This is a genomic window from Streptomyces omiyaensis (genome assembly GCF_014650895.1).
GTDB classification, from domain to species: domain Bacteria; phylum Actinomycetota; class Actinomycetes; order Streptomycetales; family Streptomycetaceae; genus Streptomyces; species Streptomyces omiyaensis.
The window spans coordinates 222867-244223 of sequence record NZ_BMVV01000007.1 but is presented as its reverse complement, the minus strand read 5'-3'; the positions used below and the strand labels follow the sequence as shown (position 1 = coordinate 244223).

Annotated in this window: 16 protein-coding genes and 1 pseudogene; 9 read left to right on the top strand and 8 right to left on the bottom strand. The window is 73.7% G+C overall.

The window, feature by feature from the left end; translation table 11 throughout:
- Positions 1-268: 268 nt before the first annotated feature.
- The 8 genes and pseudogenes from ruvB to eccCa form a co-directional block, all read right to left on the bottom strand.
- Positions 269-1402, bottom strand: a complete 1134-nt coding sequence (gene ruvB, locus IE287_RS14535) for a Holliday junction branch migration DNA helicase RuvB (RefSeq protein ID WP_189849441.1) — start codon at positions 1400-1402, stop codon at positions 269-271.
- A gap of 44 nt (positions 1403-1446) precedes the next feature.
- The gene (gene recA / locus IE287_RS14530; protein ID WP_189849440.1) at positions 1447-2616 is read right to left on the bottom strand and encodes a recombinase RecA; all 1170 of its coding nucleotides are present in this window, start codon (positions 2614-2616) and stop codon (positions 1447-1449) included.
- A 60-nt stretch (positions 2617-2676) separates the two neighbouring features.
- Positions 2677-3180 (bottom strand): single-stranded DNA-binding protein, encoded by a 504-nt coding sequence (locus IE287_RS14525; RefSeq protein WP_189849439.1) that lies wholly within the window; start codon positions 3178-3180, stop codon positions 2677-2679.
- Between the two features lie 150 nt (positions 3181-3330).
- Positions 3331-4122, bottom strand: a complete 792-nt coding sequence (locus IE287_RS14520) for a zinc finger domain-containing protein (protein ID WP_189849438.1) — start codon at positions 4120-4122, stop codon at positions 3331-3333.
- Positions 4119-4634 carry a hypothetical protein gene (locus IE287_RS14515; protein WP_189849437.1) on the bottom strand — a complete coding sequence of 172 codons (516 nt, stop codon included), beginning with the start codon at positions 4632-4634 and terminating at the stop codon, positions 4119-4121. Before IE287_RS14515 ends, IE287_RS14520 begins: the two co-directional genes overlap by 4 nt.
- A complete protein-coding gene (locus IE287_RS14510) occupies positions 4631-5659 on the bottom strand; it encodes an ATP-binding protein (RefSeq protein ID WP_229883486.1) in 1029 nt (342 codons plus the stop codon). Before IE287_RS14510 ends, IE287_RS14515 begins: the two co-directional genes overlap by 4 nt.
- A gap of 557 nt (positions 5660-6216) precedes the next feature.
- Positions 6217-8844, bottom strand: coding sequence for a hypothetical protein (locus IE287_RS14505; protein WP_189849436.1), 2628 nt, complete (start codon positions 8842-8844; stop codon positions 6217-6219).
- Positions 8841-12855: pseudogene (gene eccCa / locus IE287_RS14500) on the bottom strand (type VII secretion protein EccCa). Before eccCa ends, IE287_RS14505 begins: the two are co-directional and overlap by 4 nt.
- Before the next feature lie 325 nt (positions 12856-13180).
- Between eccCa and IE287_RS14495 the strand changes: the two are divergent.
- The 9 genes from IE287_RS14495 to IE287_RS14455 all read left to right on the top strand — a co-directional run bounded on the left by IE287_RS14495 (position 13181) and on the right by IE287_RS14455 (position 21350).
- On the top strand, positions 13181-13561 hold the full coding sequence (locus tag IE287_RS14495) for a hypothetical protein (RefSeq protein WP_189849435.1): 381 nt from the start codon (positions 13181-13183) through the stop codon (positions 13559-13561).
- Between the two features lie 265 nt (positions 13562-13826).
- Positions 13827-15206 carry a type VII secretion integral membrane protein EccD gene (gene eccD, locus IE287_RS14490; protein WP_189849434.1) on the top strand — a complete coding sequence of 460 codons (1380 nt, stop codon included), beginning with the start codon at positions 13827-13829 and terminating at the stop codon, positions 15204-15206.
- Positions 15207-15297: 91 nt separating this feature from the next.
- Positions 15298-16761 (top strand): type VII secretion protein EccB, encoded by a 1464-nt coding sequence (gene eccB / locus IE287_RS14485; RefSeq protein WP_189849433.1) that lies wholly within the window; start codon positions 15298-15300, stop codon positions 16759-16761.
- A 115-nt stretch (positions 16762-16876) separates the two neighbouring features.
- On the top strand, positions 16877-17215 hold the full coding sequence (locus IE287_RS14480) for a hypothetical protein (protein ID WP_189849432.1): 339 nt from the start codon (positions 16877-16879) through the stop codon (positions 17213-17215).
- 52 nt (positions 17216-17267) lie between these two features.
- The gene (locus tag IE287_RS14475) at positions 17268-17564 is read left to right on the top strand and encodes a WXG100 family type VII secretion target (protein WP_189849431.1); all 297 of its coding nucleotides are present in this window, start codon (positions 17268-17270) and stop codon (positions 17562-17564) included.
- A 146-nt stretch (positions 17565-17710) separates the two neighbouring features.
- Entirely contained in the window at positions 17711-18142 is a 432-nt protein-coding gene (locus IE287_RS14470; protein WP_189849430.1) for a hypothetical protein, read from the top strand.
- Between the two features lie 34 nt (positions 18143-18176).
- Positions 18177-20432, top strand: a complete 2256-nt coding sequence (locus IE287_RS14465) for a hypothetical protein (protein ID WP_189849429.1) — start codon at positions 18177-18179, stop codon at positions 20430-20432.
- A gap of 50 nt (positions 20433-20482) precedes the next feature.
- Positions 20483-21049, top strand: a complete 567-nt coding sequence (locus IE287_RS14460) for a YbaB/EbfC family nucleoid-associated protein (protein WP_189849428.1) — start codon at positions 20483-20485, stop codon at positions 21047-21049.
- Entirely contained in the window at positions 21042-21350 is a 309-nt protein-coding gene (locus IE287_RS14455; protein WP_189849427.1) for a hypothetical protein, read from the top strand. Before IE287_RS14460 ends, IE287_RS14455 begins: the two co-directional genes overlap by 8 nt.
- Positions 21351-21357 lie beyond the last annotated feature (7 nt).

The following is a 21357-nucleotide window of genomic DNA, read 5'->3' as shown; positions in this document are numbered from 1 at the left end:
CGGGGCCCGGCCCGGGCGCGCCGGAGGCGGTGCCTCCGTCACGCCGGGATCCGCCGGCCGCCCCGGCACCCGGGCCCGCCCGCCCCGTCGCGGCGCGGGGCACCGGCGCCCTGCGGGGGGCGTGTCCTCCTGTCCCCCACGTGCCCGCTCGTGACGCGTCGGCGCGTGGACTGCGCGCGCGTCACGGCCATGGCCCGTCCCCGCTGACGCCGAGGCCCCGTCCCGGCGTCCGGTGCGGGCCGCGGGCCGGTCGTCCCGTCCGGGACCGTCACTCCGGTGCGGCCCCGGGCAGGCCGTCCGGGGGCGGCCCGGGCGGCGGTACGAGCCCGAAGTGGGCCCATGCGGCGGGCGTCGCGGTCCGTCCCCGGGGCGTCCGGGCCAGCAGCCCCTCCCGGACCAGGAACGGCTCGGCGACCTCCGCCACCGTCTCCCGCTCCTCGCCCACGGCGACCGCGAGGGTGGCCAGGCCCACCGGTCCGCCGCCGAACAGCTTCAGCAGGGCGCGCAGCACGGCCCGGTCCAAGCGGTCCAGGCCACGGCCGTCGACCTCGTAGACCCCCAGGGCCGCGGACGCGATCTCGCGGGTGACCACGCCGTCCGCGGTGACCTGGGCGTAGTCCCGCACCCGGCGCAGCAGGCGATTGGCGATGCGGGGCGTGCCGCGGGAGCGGCCGGCGATCTCGGCGGCGCCCGCGGGCTCGATCTCCACCCCCAGCAGCCGGGCGGAGCGGCGGACGACGCGCTCCAGTTCGGCCGGGTCGTAGAACTCCATGTGGCCGGTGAAGCCGAAGCGGTCGCGCAGCGGCGGGAGCAGCAGGCCGGCCCGGACGGTGGCCCCGACCAGGGTGAAGGGCGGCAGCTCCAGGGACATGGCGGTCGCGTCGAGGCCGGTGCCGACGACGACGTCGACGCGGAAGTCCTCCATCGCCAGGTAGAGCATCTCCTCGGCGGGCCGGGACATCCGGTGGATCTCGTCGAGGAAGAGGATCTCGCCCCCGGTGAGCGAGGCCAGGACCGCGGCCAGGTCCCCGGTGTGCTGGATGGCCGGGCCGGAGGTGATGCGCAGCGGGGCCTCCATCTCCGCGGCGATGATCATCGCCAGGGTGGTCTTGCCGAGCCCCGGGGCGCCGGAGAGCAGCACGTGGTCGGCGGTGGCGCCGCGCCGGCGGGCCGCCCTGAGGACGAGGTCGAGCTGTTCGCGGACCCGCTCCTGGCCGATGAACCCGTCCAGGCCCTTGGGGCGCAGCGCCGCCTCGGTGGCCCGCTCCTCGCCGTCGGCGGGGGGCGCGGCCGGCCGGCGGGCCGGCTCCGCAGCGGTGGACCGGCCGGCGGTGCTCCCGCCCGGGGCCGGCGTCCCGTCCCGGGGCGCGGCGGCGGGGAGCGCGGTGCCGTCCCCGTTCACCGGCGTGCGCCGCGCGCCGGTGCGAGGGAGCGGCGGGCCGGTCTTCACGGCCCGGCCGGGGTGCCGTCGAGGAGGACGCGGGGGGCCGGACCGGTCAGGGCCGGCGGAGGCGTCCCGGTGAGGCGCCGACCGGCCGCGGCCGGGTCGAACGGCACGGTGCCGGGTGCGGCCGGCCGGTTCGCCGTGCCGGCCCGGGGCTCCGCCGCCGGGGTCTCCCCCTTCGCCCCGATGCCGAGTCCGTCCCTGACCTTCCGCTCGATCCGGCCGGTGAGGCCGGGGTCGTCCTCCAGGAAGGCGCGGGCGTTCTCCCTGCCCTGGCCGAGCCGCTCGCCCTCGTACGTGTACCAGGTGCCGGCCTTGCGGACGACGCCGTGCTCCACGCCCAGGTCGATCAGCTCGCCCTCGCGGCTGATGCCCCGGCCGTAGAGGATGTCGAACTCGGCCTGCCGGAACGGCGGCGCGACCTTGTTCTTGGCCACCTTGACGCGGGTGCGGTTGCCCACCGGCCCGGTGCCGTCCTTGAGGGTCTCGATCCGGCGGATGTCCAGGCGGACCGAGGCGTAGAACCTCAGGGCGCGGCCGCCGGTCGTGGTCTCCGGGGAGCCGAACATCACGCCGATCTTCTCGCGGAGCTGGTTGATGAAGATCATCGTGGTTCCGGAGTGGCCCAGCGCGCCGGCGGTCTTCCGGAGCGCCTGGCTCATGAGCCGGGCCTGCAGGCCGACGTGCGGGTCGCCCATCTCGCCCTCGATCTCCGCGCGCGGGACGAGCGCGGCGACGGAGTCGATGACGACGAGGCCCAGGGCGCCGGAGTGGATGAGGGTGTCGGCGATCTGCAGGGCCTGTTCGCCGTTGTCCGGCTGGCAGACCAGCAGGGCGTCGGTGTCGACGCCGAGGCGCCTGGCGTACTCGATGTCGAGGCCGTACTCGGCGTCGATGAACGCCGCGGTCCTGCCGGCCTTCTGCGCGTTGGCCATGGCGTGCAGGGCCAGGGTCGTCTTGCCGGAGGACTCCGGGCCGTAGATCTCCACGACGCGGCCGCGCGGCAGACCGCCGACGCCGAGGGCGAGGTCCAGGGCGATCGAGCCGGTGGGGGTGGTCTCCACGGGGTCCCCGGGCTCGTCGCCCAGGCGCATCACCGAGCCTGTACCGAATCGTTTCTCTATCTGGGCGAGGGCGAGTTCGAGCGCTTCCTCGCGATCCTGTTCCTTCATGGGTCCGCCTCGGATGGGTGCGGTGGGGGGGCGCGGCCGTCGCACGGGTGCGCCGGCCCGTCAGAAGGGCTCCGCCTCCCCTCGGGGGGCGTGTGCTCCGCTCTCGGCGGGGACCGGCCGCTCACCGCCGCCGGGCCGGGTGAACGGGTCCTCGGCGGGAGGACGGGGGCCGCCGCGGGAGCCGGCGGGGACGCCGGTGTGCGGGGGCCTGACGATCGTCGCGGCGGCGAACCGCAGCGAGGGGCCGATCTCGTCGGCCTCCAGCTCGACGACGGTCCGCCTCTCGCCCTCCCGGGTCTCGTACGTCCGCTGGCGCAGCCGCCCCTGGACGATGACGCGGGTGCCGCGGGTCAGGGACCCGGCGACGTGCTCCGCCTCCTGCCGCCAGACCGAGCAGCGCAGGAACAGCGTTTCGGCGTCCCGCCACTCGTTGCTCTGCCGGTCGAAGGTGCGGGGCGTGGAGGCGACGGTGAAGTGCGCGACCGCGTCGCCGGACGGGGTGAGGCGCAGCTCGGGGTCGTCGGTCAGGTTGCCGACGACGGTGATGACGGTTTCACCGGCCATGGCGGCTCTCCTCTCGTGCGACGGATGATTCCTCACCCGCGCCTGTGCCTGTGCCTGTGCGGGGACGAGTGCGGGTTCGGGTGTGGATACGGGCGGGGATACGGGTGGGGGTGCGGGTGCGACGGGCGGCCTTTCCCCGGGCCGGGGCGGTCATCGGATCCGCCCCGCTTCCCCCGTCCGCCTCGGCCCGGACTCGGTGAGCCCGGCCGCGAGGAGCCGCGCCTGGTGGGCGGGGGCCCTCCTCAGCGGGGTTCCGAGCCGGGGGACGGTGCAGGGACGGCCCGCGGCGGCCCCGCACCAGGGGCAGGGCACGCGGAGGGAGCGGACGCGCGGGTCGCGCTTCGGTCCGGTGGGGCGGGAGGGCGGAGCGGCCGGGGCGGCGGGGGTGCGCCGGACCCGCCGCCCCGAGGCGATCGCGGTCACCAGCGCGAGGAGTTCGGCGCGGTAGCGGACCGGGTCGTCGGGGTCGCTGTCCGGGAGCGGCAGCGGGTTGCGGGCGAGCCGCTCCTCCCGGATCGCCCGGACCTCGGCGCGGATGTCGGCGGCGGCGATGCGGGACCGCTGCCCGCCCAGCCGGGTCACGGCAGCCCGCACGTCGGCGACGTCCAGGTCGGCGAGCAGCAGGTGCCAGGCGTCCGTGGTGGTGTCCTCCAGGTGCATCGACGGGCACATCGCCGCGACCAGGGCGACGAGTTGGGCCGTCTCGGCCGGCAGCATGCGCTCCTCCTCTCCGCGGGGGAGCGTCCCGGCCGTCGCCGGTGCGCCGCTCCCCGCCGCGTCCGCCGGCTGCCGGTACGCGTACAGGACGGCCCCGCAGGCGCACCGCAGCCGCTTGCCGTCCCCGAACGTCCAGCGGCCGCAATCGAGGTGACCGGCTCGGGAGACCAGGAACCACACCGTGCCGAGCGCGTCCCGGCCGGGGTGGGCCGCGACGGCGGTCACGGGTTCTCGCCGCCCTCCAGGGGGAGCAGCCGGTGCAGGTCGAGCGTGCCGGTGCGCAGGGCGCGGGCGATCCGTTCCCGCCCGCCGGGCAGGGGACGCAGGCTGAACGACCGCGGTTCGGAGGGCGACAGCACGCCCAGTCCCGGGATCGCCTCGCCGGTGTGCGGGTCGGCGACCGGATCGAGGCGGCTCAGCCGGGCGAGGAACTGCCGCTGCCAGCCGGGGCGCACCCGGACCAGCGTCTCCACCTCGCCGGGGTGGTTGTCGGCGACCCAGGCGGTGAAGGACTCCTCGTCGGCGACCACGACCACCGGCCGGGGGTCGACGAGGGTGAGGGTGGCCACCGGCGTGTCGTCCGGCAGGGTCACCCGGACCGACTTCAGGTCGAGTTCGGCGCGGGCCGCGCGCAGCTCCTGGAGGACCTCGTGGCGCTCGGCCCCGTACTCGGTGTCGACGGCGTCGCGCAGCACCCGGAGCACGGCGACCCGGGTGGCGTGCTCCTTGAGGCTCATGCGGACCCGCCCTTCCGTGCGGTCCCGTTCTTCCGCCCGGTCCCGCTCTCCTGCTCCGCCCCGTTCTTCGGCTCCGTCCCGTTCTTCCGCGCGGCCCCGTTCTCCCGCTTGGCTCCGGCCCCGGACTCGACGTCCTCGGCGACCCTGTTCCTCGCCGCCGCGGTGCCGTAGCTCACGATCAGCTGGCCGAGCGTGCGGGTCTCCCCGGCGTCGTCCAGGACGGCGGCGCCCAGCAGGTTGTGCCGGCGGGCCTCCTCGTACAGGACGCGCAGTTCCTCGTGGCCGGCGCCCGGCGCGGTCGCCGCCGTGACGTAGTCGGAGACGGAGGGGACGGGCTTGCCGGCCTGCAGCCAGTCGAGGACGGCCTCGGCGAACTCCGGGCCCGGCCGGTGGAGCACCGTCCCGGACAGCGGTTTCGCGCGGGACTTGGAGATCACCAGGGTGTTCTCGTGGTCGAGATCGCCGACGATGTCGAATTCGTACTCGATGCCCTCCCGCTGCTCGGGCTTGAGCCCGATCTTGCGCGGCACCTTGCGGCCGCGCTCGTCGGCCTCCACGACGTACTCGGTCTTGGTGCGCATGGTGACGATGAGGTGACCGGGGTAGGCGAGCAGGGCGTCGATCATCGCCCGCTCCTGGGGCCGGGCCTCCTTCCAGCCGGCGAAGCTGCCGCCCGCGCCGAGGCGCTTGGCCGCGTTGTCGACCTGCTCCAGCATGCCGCCGGTACCGGACCAGAAGTGGCTCAGGGAGTCGACGATCATGACGTCGTAGCCCTCGTGGGCGGCCACGGCGAGCGCGTCGACGAGGGTGGTGGGCTCGAAGGTCGTGAGCGGGAGGGTGTCGAAGGCGAACTCGTCGGCGTACTTGGCGGCGCTGCCGTGCTCGGTGTCGATCAGGGCGACCCGCTCGCCGAGCCCGGCGGCGGCGACCAGAGCGGTGTAGGTCTTGCCCGCCCCGGTGGGGCCGGCGAGCGCGACGCGGGCCTTGGCCTGTTCCTTGGTGGCGGTGGTGAAGGTGAGGTTCACGCCGTTCTCCTGGCGTCTGCGACGGCGGTTCCGGGCGGGCCCGGCCGACAGGGGACGAGGTCCTCGTCCGGCAGGACGTGCGCCTGCGTGGCCGCCACTCGGATCGAATATGCATTCGAATTACTGTCTGCGTCCACGCTAGCCCCACAAAAGGGAACAATCCACCTTTTTCGCCAAGAAAAATGCCTAATGGGAAGAAATGTCGGAAAGGAGGCGTACAATGCCTTCCCGCACTTACGCGCGCCCGCACGCCTCCGCCCCCGGCCGCCGCCGACGACCGAGCGCCTGGCCGACCGACGGGCGCAACGGCACGTCGCCCCCACCCACCGGGTCCGCCGTCCGCGAGGAGCCCACGACAGGTCGCAGAGGAGCCGGGCGGTTCACCGCTTCTCCGCGCGGGTCCCGCGGTGCGCGCGGCCCGTGGCCGAACGGCAGCCGTGCCCCGCGGGGACGGGGGACGCGCGCGGAGCGTGGTGGAGCCCCCTCGGTACCGGCGTCGCCTTCCCCCTCCTCTTCCGTCGCCCCGGCCCGGCGGCCTCCTCGGCGCGAGCCGTCGCTCATCCCGGAGCCGCTCCGGGTGCCGTGTGAAAGCGCGACGCGTCGGGCAGGGGGCGGCGGTCGTGGGGTTCCAGCATGTCCCGGCGCTCGAACCAGTCGACGAGGCGTGCACGGGCCTGGGCGTCGCGCTCCCGGACACGGCTGTCCACCCCCTCCGCGGGCGACACCTCGCGGAGCAGGACCCGGATCGGGGACGCGTCGTCCTCCGCGATGTTCAGGGCCAGGACCGTGAAGGCGGTGCCCGGCGGGAACACCACCTCCGGTTCGTCGTCCGTGCCGAGGAAGACGGCCGTACGACGGCCGGTGGTGGACCAGATCCCGAACTCGACCGCGCCCTCCAGCTCCGCGTCGCAGGCCGGTACGGCCGCCACGGCGGCGGGCTCGACGATGACGGCGCCGGGCACGTACCGGTCCAGCGGCACCGCCTCGGCGGGGGCGGCGAGCATGACGGCCCCGTAGTGACCCGGCAGCCTGCGCAGGCCCGAGCCGAGGCAGCGCAGCAGCGGCGTGAAGGGGCCCGGTGCCGCTGCCCGCGCCGCCTCGGCGAGTCCCGCCCGGGACACCGGGTCGGGGGTGTCGGCCTGGTACACCGCGATGGCGACCATGTCCGGCTTGAGGTCGTCCTGGGCCGTGGAGCGCAGCGACGGCAGCCGGGAAGCCAGGAGTTCCGTCCTGCCCGCGAGGACGTGGTACCGCTCGCCGAGGAGGTCCCGGAGGGCCGCACGGTCCCCGGGGCCGCTGGGCGCTGCGGGTGCCGGCGCCGGCCGGACGGGCCGGTCCGGGACCGGGACCGGGACCGCTCGCACCGGGGCGTCGGGGCCGGGCGGTGCGACCGGAGCGGTGGCGGGTTCGGGCTGCCGGTCCCGCTCGGTCGGCGGTGTCGTCTCCCACGCGTGCGGGCCCGGCGCATGCGGATCCGGCTCCGGGGCACCGGCACCCGGCCCGAGCACCACCCGGGGCGCGGCGGGTCCGGGACCCGGCTCGAGCCCGGCTTCCGGCGTGCCTTCGGAGTCCGGTGCGGCCTCCGGCGACGACAAGGCCTCGGGCGCGGGCCAGGTCGTCCGGGGATCCAGCCAGTTCAGGTCCAGCGCCGTGGCTCGGGCCCTGCCCTCCGCCTCCTCGGCCTCGCTCCCGTGGACCAGCAGTCCGTGCGGCTCCGTCGCGCCCGGGCCCGGCAGCATCGCCGACACCCAGGGAAGCGCCGCCCAGACCTCGGGTCCGATGCGCACGTCCCCGCCGCCCACGACCAGGACGGGACGCACGGGGTCGGGGCGCAGCGTCCGGGGGCGGAGGTCCGGTACGGGTCCTGCCGGGCGCAGCCAGAGCCCCGCCGGTACGGACTCCAGTAGCCAGTCCTCCAGGTCCGTGCTCCGGTGCACGGCAGGGGCCGGTGCGTCCCGTCCGGGCAGTCGCAGCCACGCGGACGGGACCACGCGACGGTGCTCGGGCGAGGCGGCGAGTTCGAGCAGCAGGGGCTGCCAGGTGGGTGCGGCCCGCTCGTCGAGGAGCGTGGTGGCGTGGTCGTCGGCCGTGCGTACGGGGAGGCCGACGGCCGCGCGCACCGTGCGGCCGAGATGTTCCGCGAGGGCCACGGCCATGGCGATCAGCTCGGACGGAGCGGCCCACGGTGCGGCCAGCAGCAGGTCCGCCGCGTCCTTCGCCGCCTCCGGTACGCGGTCGAGGAGTTCGGCGGTGGGAAGCGACGGCCGCCGAGGTGAGCCGACGCCCAGGAGGAAGGCGTCCGGGTGGACGCCGATCAGCTGCTCGGCCGCTTCGGGCAGGTCCCCCAGCCAGAACCCGCCCCGCACGGAACGGCCCTCGTCCTCCACCGGTGCCGCGCCCGTCACCGGTACCGCCCCTTCCACCGGCGCCGCACCGAACCCGTGCGCACCGGCCCGGGACTCCGCCACCATGGGGACCGGGGGCGCGGGCGGCGGGAGCGGATCCTCCGCCCGATCGGGGTGCTTGTCCCGGTCGGGCTCCGCGATCCGGTCAGGACGCCCTTCCCGGTCGGGATCCTCACTCGGGTCGGGGTGTTCCTCCCGGTCGGGTTCCTCGATCCCGTCGCGACGCCCTTCCCGGCCGGGATCCTCACTCGGGTCGGGGTTCCCGGCCTGGCCGAGCCCCTCGCCCAGGCCGGGGCCGGGCTCCGCGCGCCCGCTCCGCCCCGGAGCCTCGTCCCCAGCCGCCGGCGGCCAGTCGGCCGCCAGTCGGCGCGGCTGTTCCCCCGGCTCCGTGCTCCACCAGCTTCCCGGCTCCGCGATCCGCAGCGTGCCGTCCGGTTCGATGCTGACCACGCCGTCCGGGGCGATCACCGTGAAGTCCGCCGTCGCCGCGACGGCCTCGACCGGGCGCCTGCCGTCGGGGCCCGTCGCGGCGAGGCCCGAGGCCGCCAGCACCAGGCTTGTCGCTCCGCGTTCCACGGCGAGGGCCACCAGGTCCGGAAGGCTCCGGCGGAGCACCGGGGCCGCGTCCTGTGCCGCGGCCAGGATCAGGAGCGCGCCGGGCAGTGGGGGAAGACCGCCGAGGGCTGCCGTCAGGGCCGGTGCCGTCTCCTCGGACGTGATCACGAGGTGGGGGCCGACGGGACGCACCCTCGATCCGGTGGCGGGGGCGGACGTGGTCATGCGGAGTGTCCGTTCTGCGGGGTCGGGCCGTCGGGGTCGAGCAGCGGCGTCTGGAGCTGCACCGTGCGACGGCGGGTGATGTGCAGTGCGCGTCCCGTGGGCAGCACCTTGGGCTTCGTACCGCCGAAGAGGTAGCCCTCGGTGGGCGGGCAGGACAGCAGGACGGCCGGGGTGTTGACGTCCTGGAGCTTGCGCAGGAGCTGGTCGGACAGGCCTCGTCCGGCTCCGTTGGCGGAACGGGCGACGATGAGGTGCAGGCCGATCTCCGCGCCCTGGGCGAGGTGGTCGAGGACGGCGGCGAACGGATGGGCCGACAGGGAGCCGTGGACCAGGTCGTAGTCGTCGACGAGCACGAAGAGTTCCGGGCCGCTCCACCAGTCGCGCAGCCGCAGCCGGTCCGGGGTGATGTCGGCGGACGGGACGCGGTTGGCGATCGCCTTGGCGGCGCCGGTGACCATCTGGCGCAGCGGGTCGGCCGAGACGGCGTAGCCGAGCCGGTACTCCTCGGGCACGGTCTCGTACATCTCGCGGCGGAAGTCGACCAGCATCAGGCGGCCCTGGTCGGGCGTGTAGGCGCGCATGATCTGGGTGGCGATGTGCTTGAGGAGATTCGTCTTGCCGGTCTCGCTGTCGCCGACGACGATCAGGTGCGGGTCCTGGGAGAAGTCGTGCCACAGCGGCAGGACGTCGTGTTCCTCCAGGCCGAGCGGGATCCGCAGGGAGCCGTGGGGTGCGGGGAGTTCCGCGGCGTCGAGGACGGACGGGAGCATGCGGACCTCGGGGGCGCGCGGCCCGGTCCAGTGGTCGGCCACGACGTCGACGAGGTCGGCGACGCCCTCGCTGAGGTCATGGGCGGTGCCGAGGCCGTCCATGCGGGGCAGCGCGCACAGGAAGTGCGCCTGGTCGGCGGTGAGTCCGCGGCCGGGGATCTTGGGCACCTTGCCCGCCGCCCGCATGTTGACGACCGAGTCCACGGCGTCTCCCAGGCGCAGTTCGAACCGGGTCTGGAGCTGGTCCCGCAGGGCGCCGGTGATCTCGCCCCAGCGGGTGGTGCCGACGAGCAGGTGAACCCCGTAGTTGAGGCCCCGCTGCGAGATGAGGGTCAGCGGCTGGACCAGGTCCATGAACTCCTGGCGCAGCGTGTTCCAGCCGTCGATGACGAGGAACACGTCTCCGTGGGGGTCGTCGGGGAGCTCTCCGGCCGCCCTCTTGCGGCGGAAGGTGGCGACGGAGTCGATGCCGCGTTCGGCGAAGTACTTCTCGCGGCGGGTGATGACCGCGTTGACCTCGGCGATCGTACGGGTGACGCGGTCCGGGTCGTGGCGGCCGGTGACTCCGCCGACGTGGGGCAGGCCGCGCAGGCCCGACAGGGTTCCGCCGCCGAAGTCCAGGCAGTAGAACTGCACTTCGGCGGGGGTGTGGGTGAGCGCGAGTGCCGTCATCATGGTGCGGATCAGGGTGGACTTGCCGGACTGCGGGGCTCCGGCGATGCCGATGTGTCCGTCGGCTCCGGCCAGGTCGGCCACGAGCAGGTCGCGGACCTGCTGGAAGGGCCGGTCGACGACGCCGACGGGAACCTTGAGGGTGCCGCGGCCCTCGCCCTCGACGGTGAAGCCGTGCTCCGGGTGCGGTCCGATCGGGGGCAGCAGTTCGTCCAGTGTCGGCGGGACGTCCAGCGGCGGCAGCCACACCTGATAGGCGGGGGGACCGACGTCGGTCAGTCGTTCGGCGGCGATGTCGAGGAGCGTGCCGGTCTCCTCGGTCTCGGGCTCCTCCTCCGTGTCGGGGGTGGAGGGCAGCACGCGGGGGGCCACGTAGTGGGTGCCGAAGGCCACGACCTGGCCCTCGATGAGCGCGCTGGGCGGCCGGCCGGCGTTTGGGCTGGTAGGCCCCGGAGACGTAGGCCGCCTTGAAGCGGGTGAGGGTGGAGATGTCGCTGCGCAGATAGCCGTTGCCGGGCTGGGAGGGCAGCTGGTAGGCGTCGGGGACGCCCAGGACGCCCCGGGACTCCATGGCGGAGAAGGTGCGCAGGCCGATCCGGTACGACAGATGGGATTCCAGCTGGTGCACGCGTCCTTCGTCGAGGCGCTGGGAGGCGAGCAGCAGGTGGACGCCGAGGGAGCGGCCGAGTCGGCCGATCATGACGAAGAGGTCCATGAAGTCGCGGTGCGCGGCGAGCAGTTCGGAGAACTCGTCGACGACGACGAACAGCGTGGGCAGCGGGTCCAGCGGAGTGCCTGCGGCGCGGGCGGTCTCGTACTCCAGGAGGGAGGCGTAGTTGCCCGCCGCGCGGAGCAGTTCCTGGCGGCGGATCATCTCGCCGTGCAGCGCGTCGCGCATGCGGTCGACCAGGTCGGCCTCGTCGGCGAGGTTCGTGATGACGGCGGAGGTGTGGGGCAGACGGTCCAGGCCGAGGAAGGTGGCGCCGCCCTTGAAGTCGACGAGGACGAAGTTGAGGATCTCCGAGGAGTGGGTCAGGGCCAGGGCGAGGACGAGGGTGCGCAGGAGCTCCGACTTGCCGGAGCCGGTGGCGCCGATGAGCATGCCGTGCGGGCCCATGCCTCCCTGGGCGGACTCCTTGATGTCCAGGTCGATGGGCGTGCCGTCGGGGCCGAGGCCGAGGGGGACGCGCAGTTTGTTGGACTGGTTGCGCTGCGACCACTGCTGCTTGACGTCGAAGCGGTGCAGGTCGTGGATGCCGAGCAGGCTGGTCAGGTCGAAGTCGGTGGCCAGGGGCTCGCCCTGGTCGACGCTGTCGCCCAGCCGGTACGGGGCCATGGCCGCGGCCAGGCGGGTGGCTGCGGCGGGGGTCAGGCCGTCCGGGACTCCGAGCGTGGTGACCTGGTCCTTCCGATTGCGGTCGGCGCCGACCATCTCCAGGGCTCCGCCGGTGCCGTCGGGGGTCCCGGTGATCCGCAGGCGGAGGACGAGTCTGCTGTGCTTCCACTCCAGCGCGGAGCCGACGTCGACGACGGTGGCGTTGCGGTAGCCGCCGAGCGCGGCCCGGTGGGGGGCGGTGAAGGTGGCCCCGTCGAGCACGATGACCGTGTAGGGCTCGTCACGGCTCGGGGTGGCGTCGGGCTCGTAGGGCGGCCGGGCGCCGAACTCCTCGCCGAGCAGCTGCTCCAGTTCGCCGATGGTTCCGGCGACGAGCCGGAGCGGCCCCGCGCCGTCGGTCTCCCCGGGGTGCAGGGCGTGCGGCAGCCACTTGGTCCACTCCCAGTGGGCACGCCGGTCGGGCGCGGCGACCACGGCGACGCGCAGTTCGTCGGGCGCGTGGAAGGTGGCCAACTGGGCGAGCAAGGCGCGGGCAAGGGCACGGGGGCGGTCGTCGGTGCCGGCCGTCGCGCCGCCGTCGGGTGTCGCGCCTCCGGTCGTCCCGTTGCCGGGACCGGCTTCGTCGGCGCCCCGGATCAGGACGTGGGCGAAGCCGCGCAGGTGGATGGCGACGGGCTGGTCGGCGATGGCGCCGTACGCGTGGATGAAGCGGCGCAGGGCGTGGGCGCTGAGCGGTTCGAGGTCGTCGACCGGCTTGGTGGCGAGCGGGGCGAGGCGCACCGCGAGACGCTGGGAGCCGCGCGCGATCCGTACGTCGCTGAAGTCCGGGTGCGAGGAGCGTCGTTCCCACAGCCGCGAGGTGCGTACCAGGGAGGGCAGCTCGGACGGGTCGGGGTGCCGCCACGCCAGGGCCTCCTGCTGGCGGAGGACCTCCTTGCGCACCTGCCGCCGCATCTGCGACAGATAGCGCAGGTAGTCGCGGCGTTCGGCGGTGAGCTCCTGCTTGCGGTCGGCGTTGCCGCGCATGATCTGGGTGACGACCATGCCGATCGCGGACACGGCCATGGTGCCCATGGCGATGTACGTCATGAGGCCGCCGTTGGGCCGTAGGAAGATGAACACCATGGAGAGCGAGGACAGCGCCATGGGCACCATCGTGATGATGCTGCCCATGCCGTTCTGCTTCTCCGGGAGGCCCGGCGGCTCCTGGAGCTGGATCTCGCCGTCCGGCATCTCGGGGCCCGGCCGCCTCGGCGGGCGGTTGACTTGCACCACGCTCAACGAACAACGCTCCTCACACCTGGCGGCCTGCTGTGTGCCGATTCCTCGTCAGTCGGGAACGGGCGGAAGGTGCCCGATGGTTCACACCCGTGGCCCGCGCCCCGGATGAACCTCCACGGGCGGGGTACGCGTTGATCCCTCCGTCGGAACAGGGGCGGACGAACGGTGGGAGAGCGTGCGCGACTACGGACGACCGCCGGACCGGGTGCCGGTGACGTCTGCGGGGTGGTCGAGGCGGTGCGTGCACGCCCGTCGTGGCGGTGTCTGCGGGAGAGCGGTGTACGAGGACGAGGACGGGGCAGGGGACGCGGCGGCGGACGAGGTGCGGGCGCTGCTGCGCGACTGGCTGCCGGACACCCGCCCCGAGGACGGGGACCCGCTCGCCGGGACCGCGACCGGGCTGGACGTGCCGGAGGCCACCGCGTCCGAGGTGACGCGGGTCCTGGCCCGGCTGCTCGGCCCGGTGTCCCCCGTCGTCCCGGCACCGCGGGAGACGCTGCTGATCGCCCGCGCGCTCGTGGTCGACGAGCATCCGTCGGCGGCCGCCTGGAGCGAGGGCGAGCGGCGGGCCGTGATCCGTCTGGTCGCCGTGCTCCTCGTACGGCACGGCGAGGAGGGCGTCGAGTCGTTCGTACGGGCGCTGCGGGGGGACGACTGATCCGTTCGCCGTCGTCCGTACGAACGACCCGACGCCACGCCGACCCCGGTCGCCGGGCCCGCCTCTGCGGCCGCACCGCCCCTCGCCGCCTGGCCCGCCCCCGTCGCGACGGGGGCGGGCCCGCGGCCCCTCCCCCGCCGTCGTGCCGGGGCCCGTGCCGGCCATCCGGTCCACCGGGGTTGAACCCGGCACCGGGGCCCGTCCGTTCCACTGCCCGCCGAGGGCGTTCCGGCCTCGGCGGGACAGCAGGAAGGACACGCGGGCAGTGAGCGGTAGCGCGGTGGCGGGGCTGTGCCGGTTGAGGTTCCACGGGCCGCACAAGGTCGTCGAACTCTCCGTACCGGCCGACGTCCCCCTGGCAGACCTGTTGCCGACGATCATCGGCTACTCCGGGGACGGCCTCGACGAGGAGGCCGTCGAGGCGGGCGGCTGGGTGCTCCAGCGGCTCGGCGAGGAGCCCCTGGACGAGGAGCGGACGGCCGGGGCCCTGGGCCTGCGGGACGGCGAGCGCCTCTATCTGCGGCTGCGCCGCGAGTCCCTGCCGGAGGTCCATTTCGACGACGTCGTCGACGGCGTGGCGGCCGGGCTCGAACGGCGGGGCGACACGTGGCACCCCGCCCTCACCCATCACCTGGCACTCGGCCTGGCGCTGCTCGCGCTGGCGGGCGGCCTGGTCCTCCTGGCCCTCTCCGCGGACATCGGGCCGCTGCGGGGGGTCTCGGCGGCGGTGACCGGAGTGCTCCTGCTCCTGGGGGCGGGGAGCGCCGCGCGGGCGGTCGGGGACGCGGGGGCCGGTACGGCGCTCGGCGCCGCGGCCGTTCCCTACGTGGCACTGGCCGGGGCGCTGCTGCCGTCCGGGGAGAGCGACCTGACGGCCGCCCGGCTGCTCGCGGGCGGTTCGGCCGCCGCGAGCGCCTCGGTCCTCGCGCTCGCCGCCGTGGCCTGTTCGGCGCCTCTTTTCCTCGGGCTGCTCATCACCGCGGTGGCCACGGCGGTGGCGGGAGCGCTCGCCCTCGCGGGGCTCACGGCCCCGGAGACGGCGGCGGCGCTGGCGGTGCTGGTGGTGGCGCTCGGGACGTTCCTGCCCGGGTTCGCCTTCCGGCTCTCGGGGCTGAGGCTGCCCGCGCTGCCGCGCACCGCCGAGGAGCTCCAGGAGGACATCGAGCCCTACCCGGCGCAGGACGTCGTGGACCGCAGTGCCGTGGCCGACGGCTACCTGACCGCCTTCCACGTGGTGACGGGCGCCCTGTGCGCCGCCTGTCTCACCCTGATGGTCCCCGCGCCCGGCTGGGCTCCCGTGGCCCTGAGCTGCGCGCTGTCGCTGCTGCTGATCCTGCACGCCCGTGAGCTGGGCTCCCGGTGGCAGCGGCTGGCCCTGGTCCTGCCCGGCTCGTACGGGCTCGCGCTGCTCACGACCGGGTGGGCCCTCTCGCTGGGCCCCACCGGCCGCCTGGGCCTGCTGGCGGGGCTGACGGCGACCGCCGCGGCCCTCGCGATCGTCTCGTGGACGGTGCCGGGGCGGCGGATGCTGCCGTACTGGGGTCGGGCCGCCGACCTGCTGCACAGCCTGCTCGCGCTGAGCATGCTGCCGCTGGCCCTGACCGAGGCCGGGGTCTTCGCCTGGGTGCGCGGGCTCACCGGCTGAATTCCGCGACCGGCCCCCGGGCCGGGACTCCGGCGCGGGGGCCGGTGACCTCGCCTCGCACCCCACCACACCCTTCCTCCGAGGAGTTCACATGCAGTCCAGGCGCGACCAGGTGCAGGCCCACCTGTTCGTGATGAGCAGGCTCGGGGCCGGGATGCTGCGGGGCGAGCCCGACTCCCTGGACCTTCCCACCCGGCGCACCGCTCGCGGGGTGCGCACCGGACTGTTCATCGCTGTCCTGATAGCCCTGGTGATGGGCCTGTACGGGGCGATCAAACCGGGCGGTTCGACGGGCTGGGCCAAGCCGGGGACCCTGGTGGTGGTCAAGGAGACGGGCGCCCGGTACCTGTTCGTCGGCGGGGAGCTGCGGCCGGTGCTCAACCAGGCCAGCGCCCGGCTGGTGGCCGGGGAGAAGATGACCGTCACGCAGGTCGGCCTGAACTCGCTCGCGTCGGCGCCGCGCGGCGGACCGGTGGGCATCGTGGGCGCGCCGGACGGGCTGCCGGCCGCGTCCGCGCTGTCCCGCGGCGACTGGCTGGTGTGCGGACTGGTGGTCGCCACGGCGTCGGGCAGGCCCGGAGCCGTGGTCTCGCTGGCCGTCGGCTCCGCCGGCCCGGGTCAGGCGCTGGGTCCCGAGCAGGGACTGCTGGTGATCGCCGCGGACGGCACTCGCCATGTGCTGTGGCAGGGGAAGCGGCTGCGGCTGGGCAAGGACGCGGGGAGGGCGCTCGGCTACGGCACGGCCACGCCTTTCCCGGTGGCACCGTCCTACCTCAACTCCCTTCCCTCCGGGCCCGATCTGGCCGCGCCGGACCTCGCGGGCCGGGGCACGCCCGGTCCCGACCTGGCCGGGCGGCCGACCCGGGTCGGCCAGTTGTTCACGGGCCCGGCCGGCGAGCCGTACGTCCTGACCCTGAAGGGTCTGGCTCCGCTCGGCCGCACCCAGTTCGAGCTGCTGCGCGGTGACCCGCGCACCCAGAGGGAGGCGTACGCGGCGGCTCCGCCGGTCGCCGTCGTGGTGGGCGCCGCGGACCTGGCCGCCCACCCGGCGCCGGCCGGGGTCCTGCCGGACACGGGACTTCCGACGACGCCGCCGGAGCTGGTGGCGCCGGGGACCGGTCAGGGCGTGTGCACGGTGGTGCGGCCTTCGGCGGCGGGCGGGCCCCGCACCCTGGTGACCGTGGCCGACGCGCCGGCGGTCGCGGGACGGCCGGTGACGCCCCAGCCTGGTGTGACGGCGTCGTGCGGCGCGGCCGACCGGATCTCGGTACGGCCGGGGGGCGGCGCGCTGGTGCGGTCGCTGTCCGGGGCGGGCACGGCCGGGGCGACGTACCTGGTCGCGGACAACGGCGTGAAGTACCCGCTGCCGACGCAGGAGGCGGCGAAGGTCCTCGGCTACGCGGGCGCGACACCGGTGGGCGTGCCCTCGACGCTGCTGACCATGCTGCCCTCGGGCCCGGACCTCGACCCGGCGGCGCTCATGACGGCGGGGGTGGTCGACCCGCCCGCCGACGGGCCGGCCCCTCTGTGCCCCGGGAGCGTTTCGGGGAGCTGAGCACGGTGTCCGCGCCGCCGCCCGGGACCGGTGCGGCGGACCGGTGAACCTCCCACCGCGAACGGTCCGTTCTCCCTGCCGGGAAGCCCACCGACCGTACGAACAAGGAGATCAGGTGTCCGACGTTCCCCATGACAACCTCAAGGTTTCATCAGCGGTACTGATTCAGACCCTCAACGAACTGGAGGAGCACCTCCAGACGATGGAGCGGGCCTACACGCAGTCCGAGGACATCGCGAACCAGGTCGCGCAGAGCATGCGGTCCACGGCGGGCACCAAGTTCATCGCGAAGATCGAGAACTGGCAGCGCGGCTACCGCACGGTGATGGCCGAGTACAAGGACCTCCTGGACGCGGTCGGCACCACCAGCAAGGTCATGGCGGACACCGCCGGTGAGGCGGACGCCAACATGGACCTGTGGAGCGGCGACGTCTACGACATCCTCAGCAAGTGATCGCGTACGCCCTCTCCGTCCCTCCCCCTCCCCTCTCACCCAAGGAACGCGCATGAGCGACATGGACATGGACATCAAGCACGGCGCGCTGGAGGAAGCGAACGCCCAGATGAAGCAGGTCGCCGCGGCCATGAGCTCGGCCGTGGAGACCGTCGTCCAGCGGCTCGACGCCATCCGGTCGGAGTTCACCGGTGAGGCGGCCAAGGAGTTCGCGGAGTTCAAGCAGGTCGTGAACTCCCTGGACTCCAACCTGTCGAAGCAGTTCGACCAGGGCGCGGTCCTGCTGTCCGACGCCCACGGCATCATCCGGAACGGGGACCGCAAGAGCGCGTTCCTGTTCCAGCGCTGAACCCCGCGCCCCGCACCGGGACCCGGCACGCCGTCACCGTCGGTGTGCCGGGTTCCGGCGTTCCGGGCCCGGTGAACCTCGGAGTGCGGGGCCTGCGTTCTCCGTGCCGGACGGTACGCGGCCCGGAACAGGAATGGAGTGGCGCCATGGCGGACGACAACGAGGATGACGAGAGCGTCACTTCGATCACCGAAGACGTTCTGCTGGAGAAGGCGAAGAAGTTCGAGGAACTGCTCCTGGAATTCACCTCGGACGCGGTCCTGCTGGCGCTCCCCGACTGGTCGGCGGGAAAGCCCAACGGGGACTTCGGCCAGATCCTTCCGGGCAACCCCAAGCAGTTGAACAGCGCCGCCCGCGTGCAGGCGGGATTCGCCGCCGTGTGCACGCAGCTGGAGGGCGCTCTCGACAAACTCCAGGGCGTCACCAAGAGCGGCAGCATCAACCTGCGGAGCGTCAAGGAGATCCTCGGCGACACGGCGGGCGACGCCGTCGACGTCACCGAGATGTGGGAGATCCTCGGCATGATCCAGCGGGACGCCCAGCAGTCCGGCGGGTCCGCCCCCTCTCCCGAGAAGTAGACCGTCACCCACCCGACAGGAGTTCGACGCGACCATGGCGGTAAAGAAGTGGACCTGGGAGGAAGGCCTCAAGGTCTTCATGGACACGACCGGGGCCTTGACGACCCGGGAGGCGGTGGCCGGGCCCGGCTCGACGGACTGGTCCGACTTCGGCACCTTCCGCATCGAGAAGAACGTCGCCTTCAGCAAGGACTACAGCAAGATCTTCGACTTCTACTGGACGTTCGACACCAGCTACGGCGGCCAGTCGGCACGGTTCGTGGTCGGCTTCAGCGTCAACTGGAAGGGCTACTTCGACGACGTCAAGTCCCCGTACAACCTCTTCCTGAACGAGCCCTACAAAGCGCTGCTGCCCCTGGTGAACGGGACCTCGTCCGCGAAGACGGACATCGTCAACTCCTTCTCGTTCGGCAATGCGAAGGACCAGCTGGACGGGGTGGTCGCGTGGCTCGACGAATGGCTCCCGCTCATCAAGGGCTGGGGGAACGACATGGAATCCGGGGGGAGCGAGTGGCGGGGCAGCGCGGCCGGCGCGTTCAAGAAGTTCGTCGACGTGATCCACATGGAGATGAACAAGGTCAAGCTGGACATCAAGACCCCGCAGGACATCTCGAAGTTGCTGGGTGAGTCCAAGACGCAGCTCGAGACGTCCTCCTGGGGGATGTACAGGGCGTTCGAAGCGTGGAGGGCCAAGAAGGTGCCCCCCGATTCGGGGACCGGGTACTCGGCCATGAACGGGGTGGCGCTGCTCCGGGCGGAGTTCAACCGCCTCATGACGGGCTCGACGCTCACCGTCACCTGGCGGACGACGGGCAATCCGAGCTACGGGAACGGCTACACGTCCACGACCACTCCGGACTTCGGCCAGATCCTCGACGGCTTCAAGAACGACGTCAGTTCCCCCGACTGGGTCAGGATGGTCGAACGGAACGCGAAGAACGAGTGGCTCAAGACGATCGCCGACCTCGACGCCGCCGCGTCGACCCACGTCCTCGCCCTGGACAACAGCTACCTGAAGCTCGCGGCCGCCCTGGAGGAAGGCGTCTACCAGCCGAGCTTCACCCTGCCGGGCGGGGGCGGTCCCACCGGGCCCGGCGGTGCCGGCGGCGGCGGGGGCCCGGGCACCGAGGACCTGCCGGGCGGCGGAAGCGGCGGTCCGGGCGGGATCGGGGGCGGCGGGGGCGGGGGCGGCAGCGGCCTTCCCGATCCGAAGGGCGGCAAGGGAGGCTCCGGCAACCCCGGTGACAAGAAGCCGACGGGCCTGCCCGACGGCCCCGGGATCCCGCCGGTCTCGGTGCCCACCACCACGCCCGGTTCGCCGGGAGGGGGGTCGGGTACGGGTGCGGGCGGCGGTGGCAAGGTCCCGCTGCTCGACAAGAACGGCAAGCCCGTCATGGGCAGCGACGGCAATCCCGTCCTGGTGCCTCCGGGCTCCCGCATCGGCAAGGACGGCAAGGTCTACGACGCCAACGGCAAGCCGGTCCTCGGTACGGGCGGCAAGCAGATCGTCGCGCCCCCCGGCGGCAAGGTGGGCACGCCGCCCGTCAAGGACGAGACCCAGACGGGCGGACTCCCGGGCTCCGGCTACGACCGCATCCGGCTCCCCGAAGGCGCGAAGGTCCTCCCGGACGGCACCGTGGTCGACGCCCGGGGCAAGCAGCTGCTCGACTCCAACGGCAACCCCTACGCCCTGCCCAAGGGAGCCACCCTCAAGGACGGCATCGTCGTCGACGCGAACGGCAACCCGATCAGCCGCATGCACCAGCTGCTCACCAACGCCGAGCACGCCGTCGACTCGCCCCCCGTACGGAAGATCACCACCGGCGGTGGCGGCTCGGGCGGAGACGGCAAGCTGATCCCCGACGGGTACGGCTCGCGCGGCGGCGGCGACCGGTTCACCCTCGACGGCGGCGGTTCGGGCGGCAGCGGCGACGGTTCCCGGCCGAAGGGCGGCTCCTCGGTCGTCACCGGCACCGGGGGGCTTGGCGAGCGGGCCGCGCGCATGCTCGGCATCCCTCCGGAAGGTCCGCCGCTCACCGCCACCGCGACCCCCGACGGCCGGCAGTCGGGCGGCGGCACCGGAGGCGGAGGGGCAGGAGGCGGCGGCACCGGAAGCGGCGGCGCACAGATGCCGCAGTCCCCGATGATGCCCCCGATGAGTCCCGGCGCCGGAGCGGGCGCGGGCGGCCCCAACCAGGGCAACGACCGGCAGCGCACCACCTGGCTGACCGAGGACGAGGAGACCTGGGGCACCGACACCGGCTCCGTCAGCGGAGTCATCGGACGCTGACGTCCACCCGTCACCGACGCCACCCATCCCAGCAGCACGAAAGGCGGACCATGGCCATCGACTTCGACGGCGTCCTCAAGGACGCGATGTCGGCCCTGCACGATCAGCGGGACAGGATGCTCGCGGCCAAGCGCGAACTGGACGCGGCGACCGCGTCCGTCACCTCCAAGGACCGCATGGTGTCGGTCACGGTCGGCCCCCAGGGCCAGGTGGTCTCGATGACCTTCCACACCAAGGCCTACCAGTCGATGGCACCGGCCGAACTGGCCTCGGCCCTGACCGCCGTTCTCAACGAGGCGCGGGCCAGGATGGGCAGCCACGTCATCGAGCACATCAAGGGCTTCCAGGACTTCGGCGGACACCTGCGCAGCGTGACCGGCCTCGCCGGAACGCCCGACGACATGGACGAACTCCTCAAGCCGCTGCGGGCGATGGCCCCGTCCTTCGGCCTGGAGGAGGCCCAGGAGGAGGCGAAGGCGGCCCGGCAGCGGGAGTTCGCCGCCGAGGAGGAGGCGGCCACCCGCCGCGCCTCCGAACAGGACGCCAAGCAGGAGGAGTTCGCCACGCAGGCCGAGAGCCGCATCCCCACCGGGAAGCAGGAGGAGTTCAGTGGCTGACGACCTGAGGGTGCTGAGCGACCTCAAGAGCAAGTTCGCCCACTACGACGACTACCAGCGCTGTCTCGCCGACCTCGGCAAGGCGATCCTGGAGATCAACCGGATCAACAAGGAGTCCGCGGGCAAGGACGAGATCGGCACGACCTACCACGACCAGGTCGACAAGCCCACCGAGAACCTCACCGAGACGCTCTCCTACGTCACCAAGCGGCTGGGCACGGTCGTCGAAGCCGGCAACGACACCTCCGACATCATGGACAGGTCGGACGAGGAGGCCGGGTCCCGGGCGGACGGCTTCTGAGCCCGGA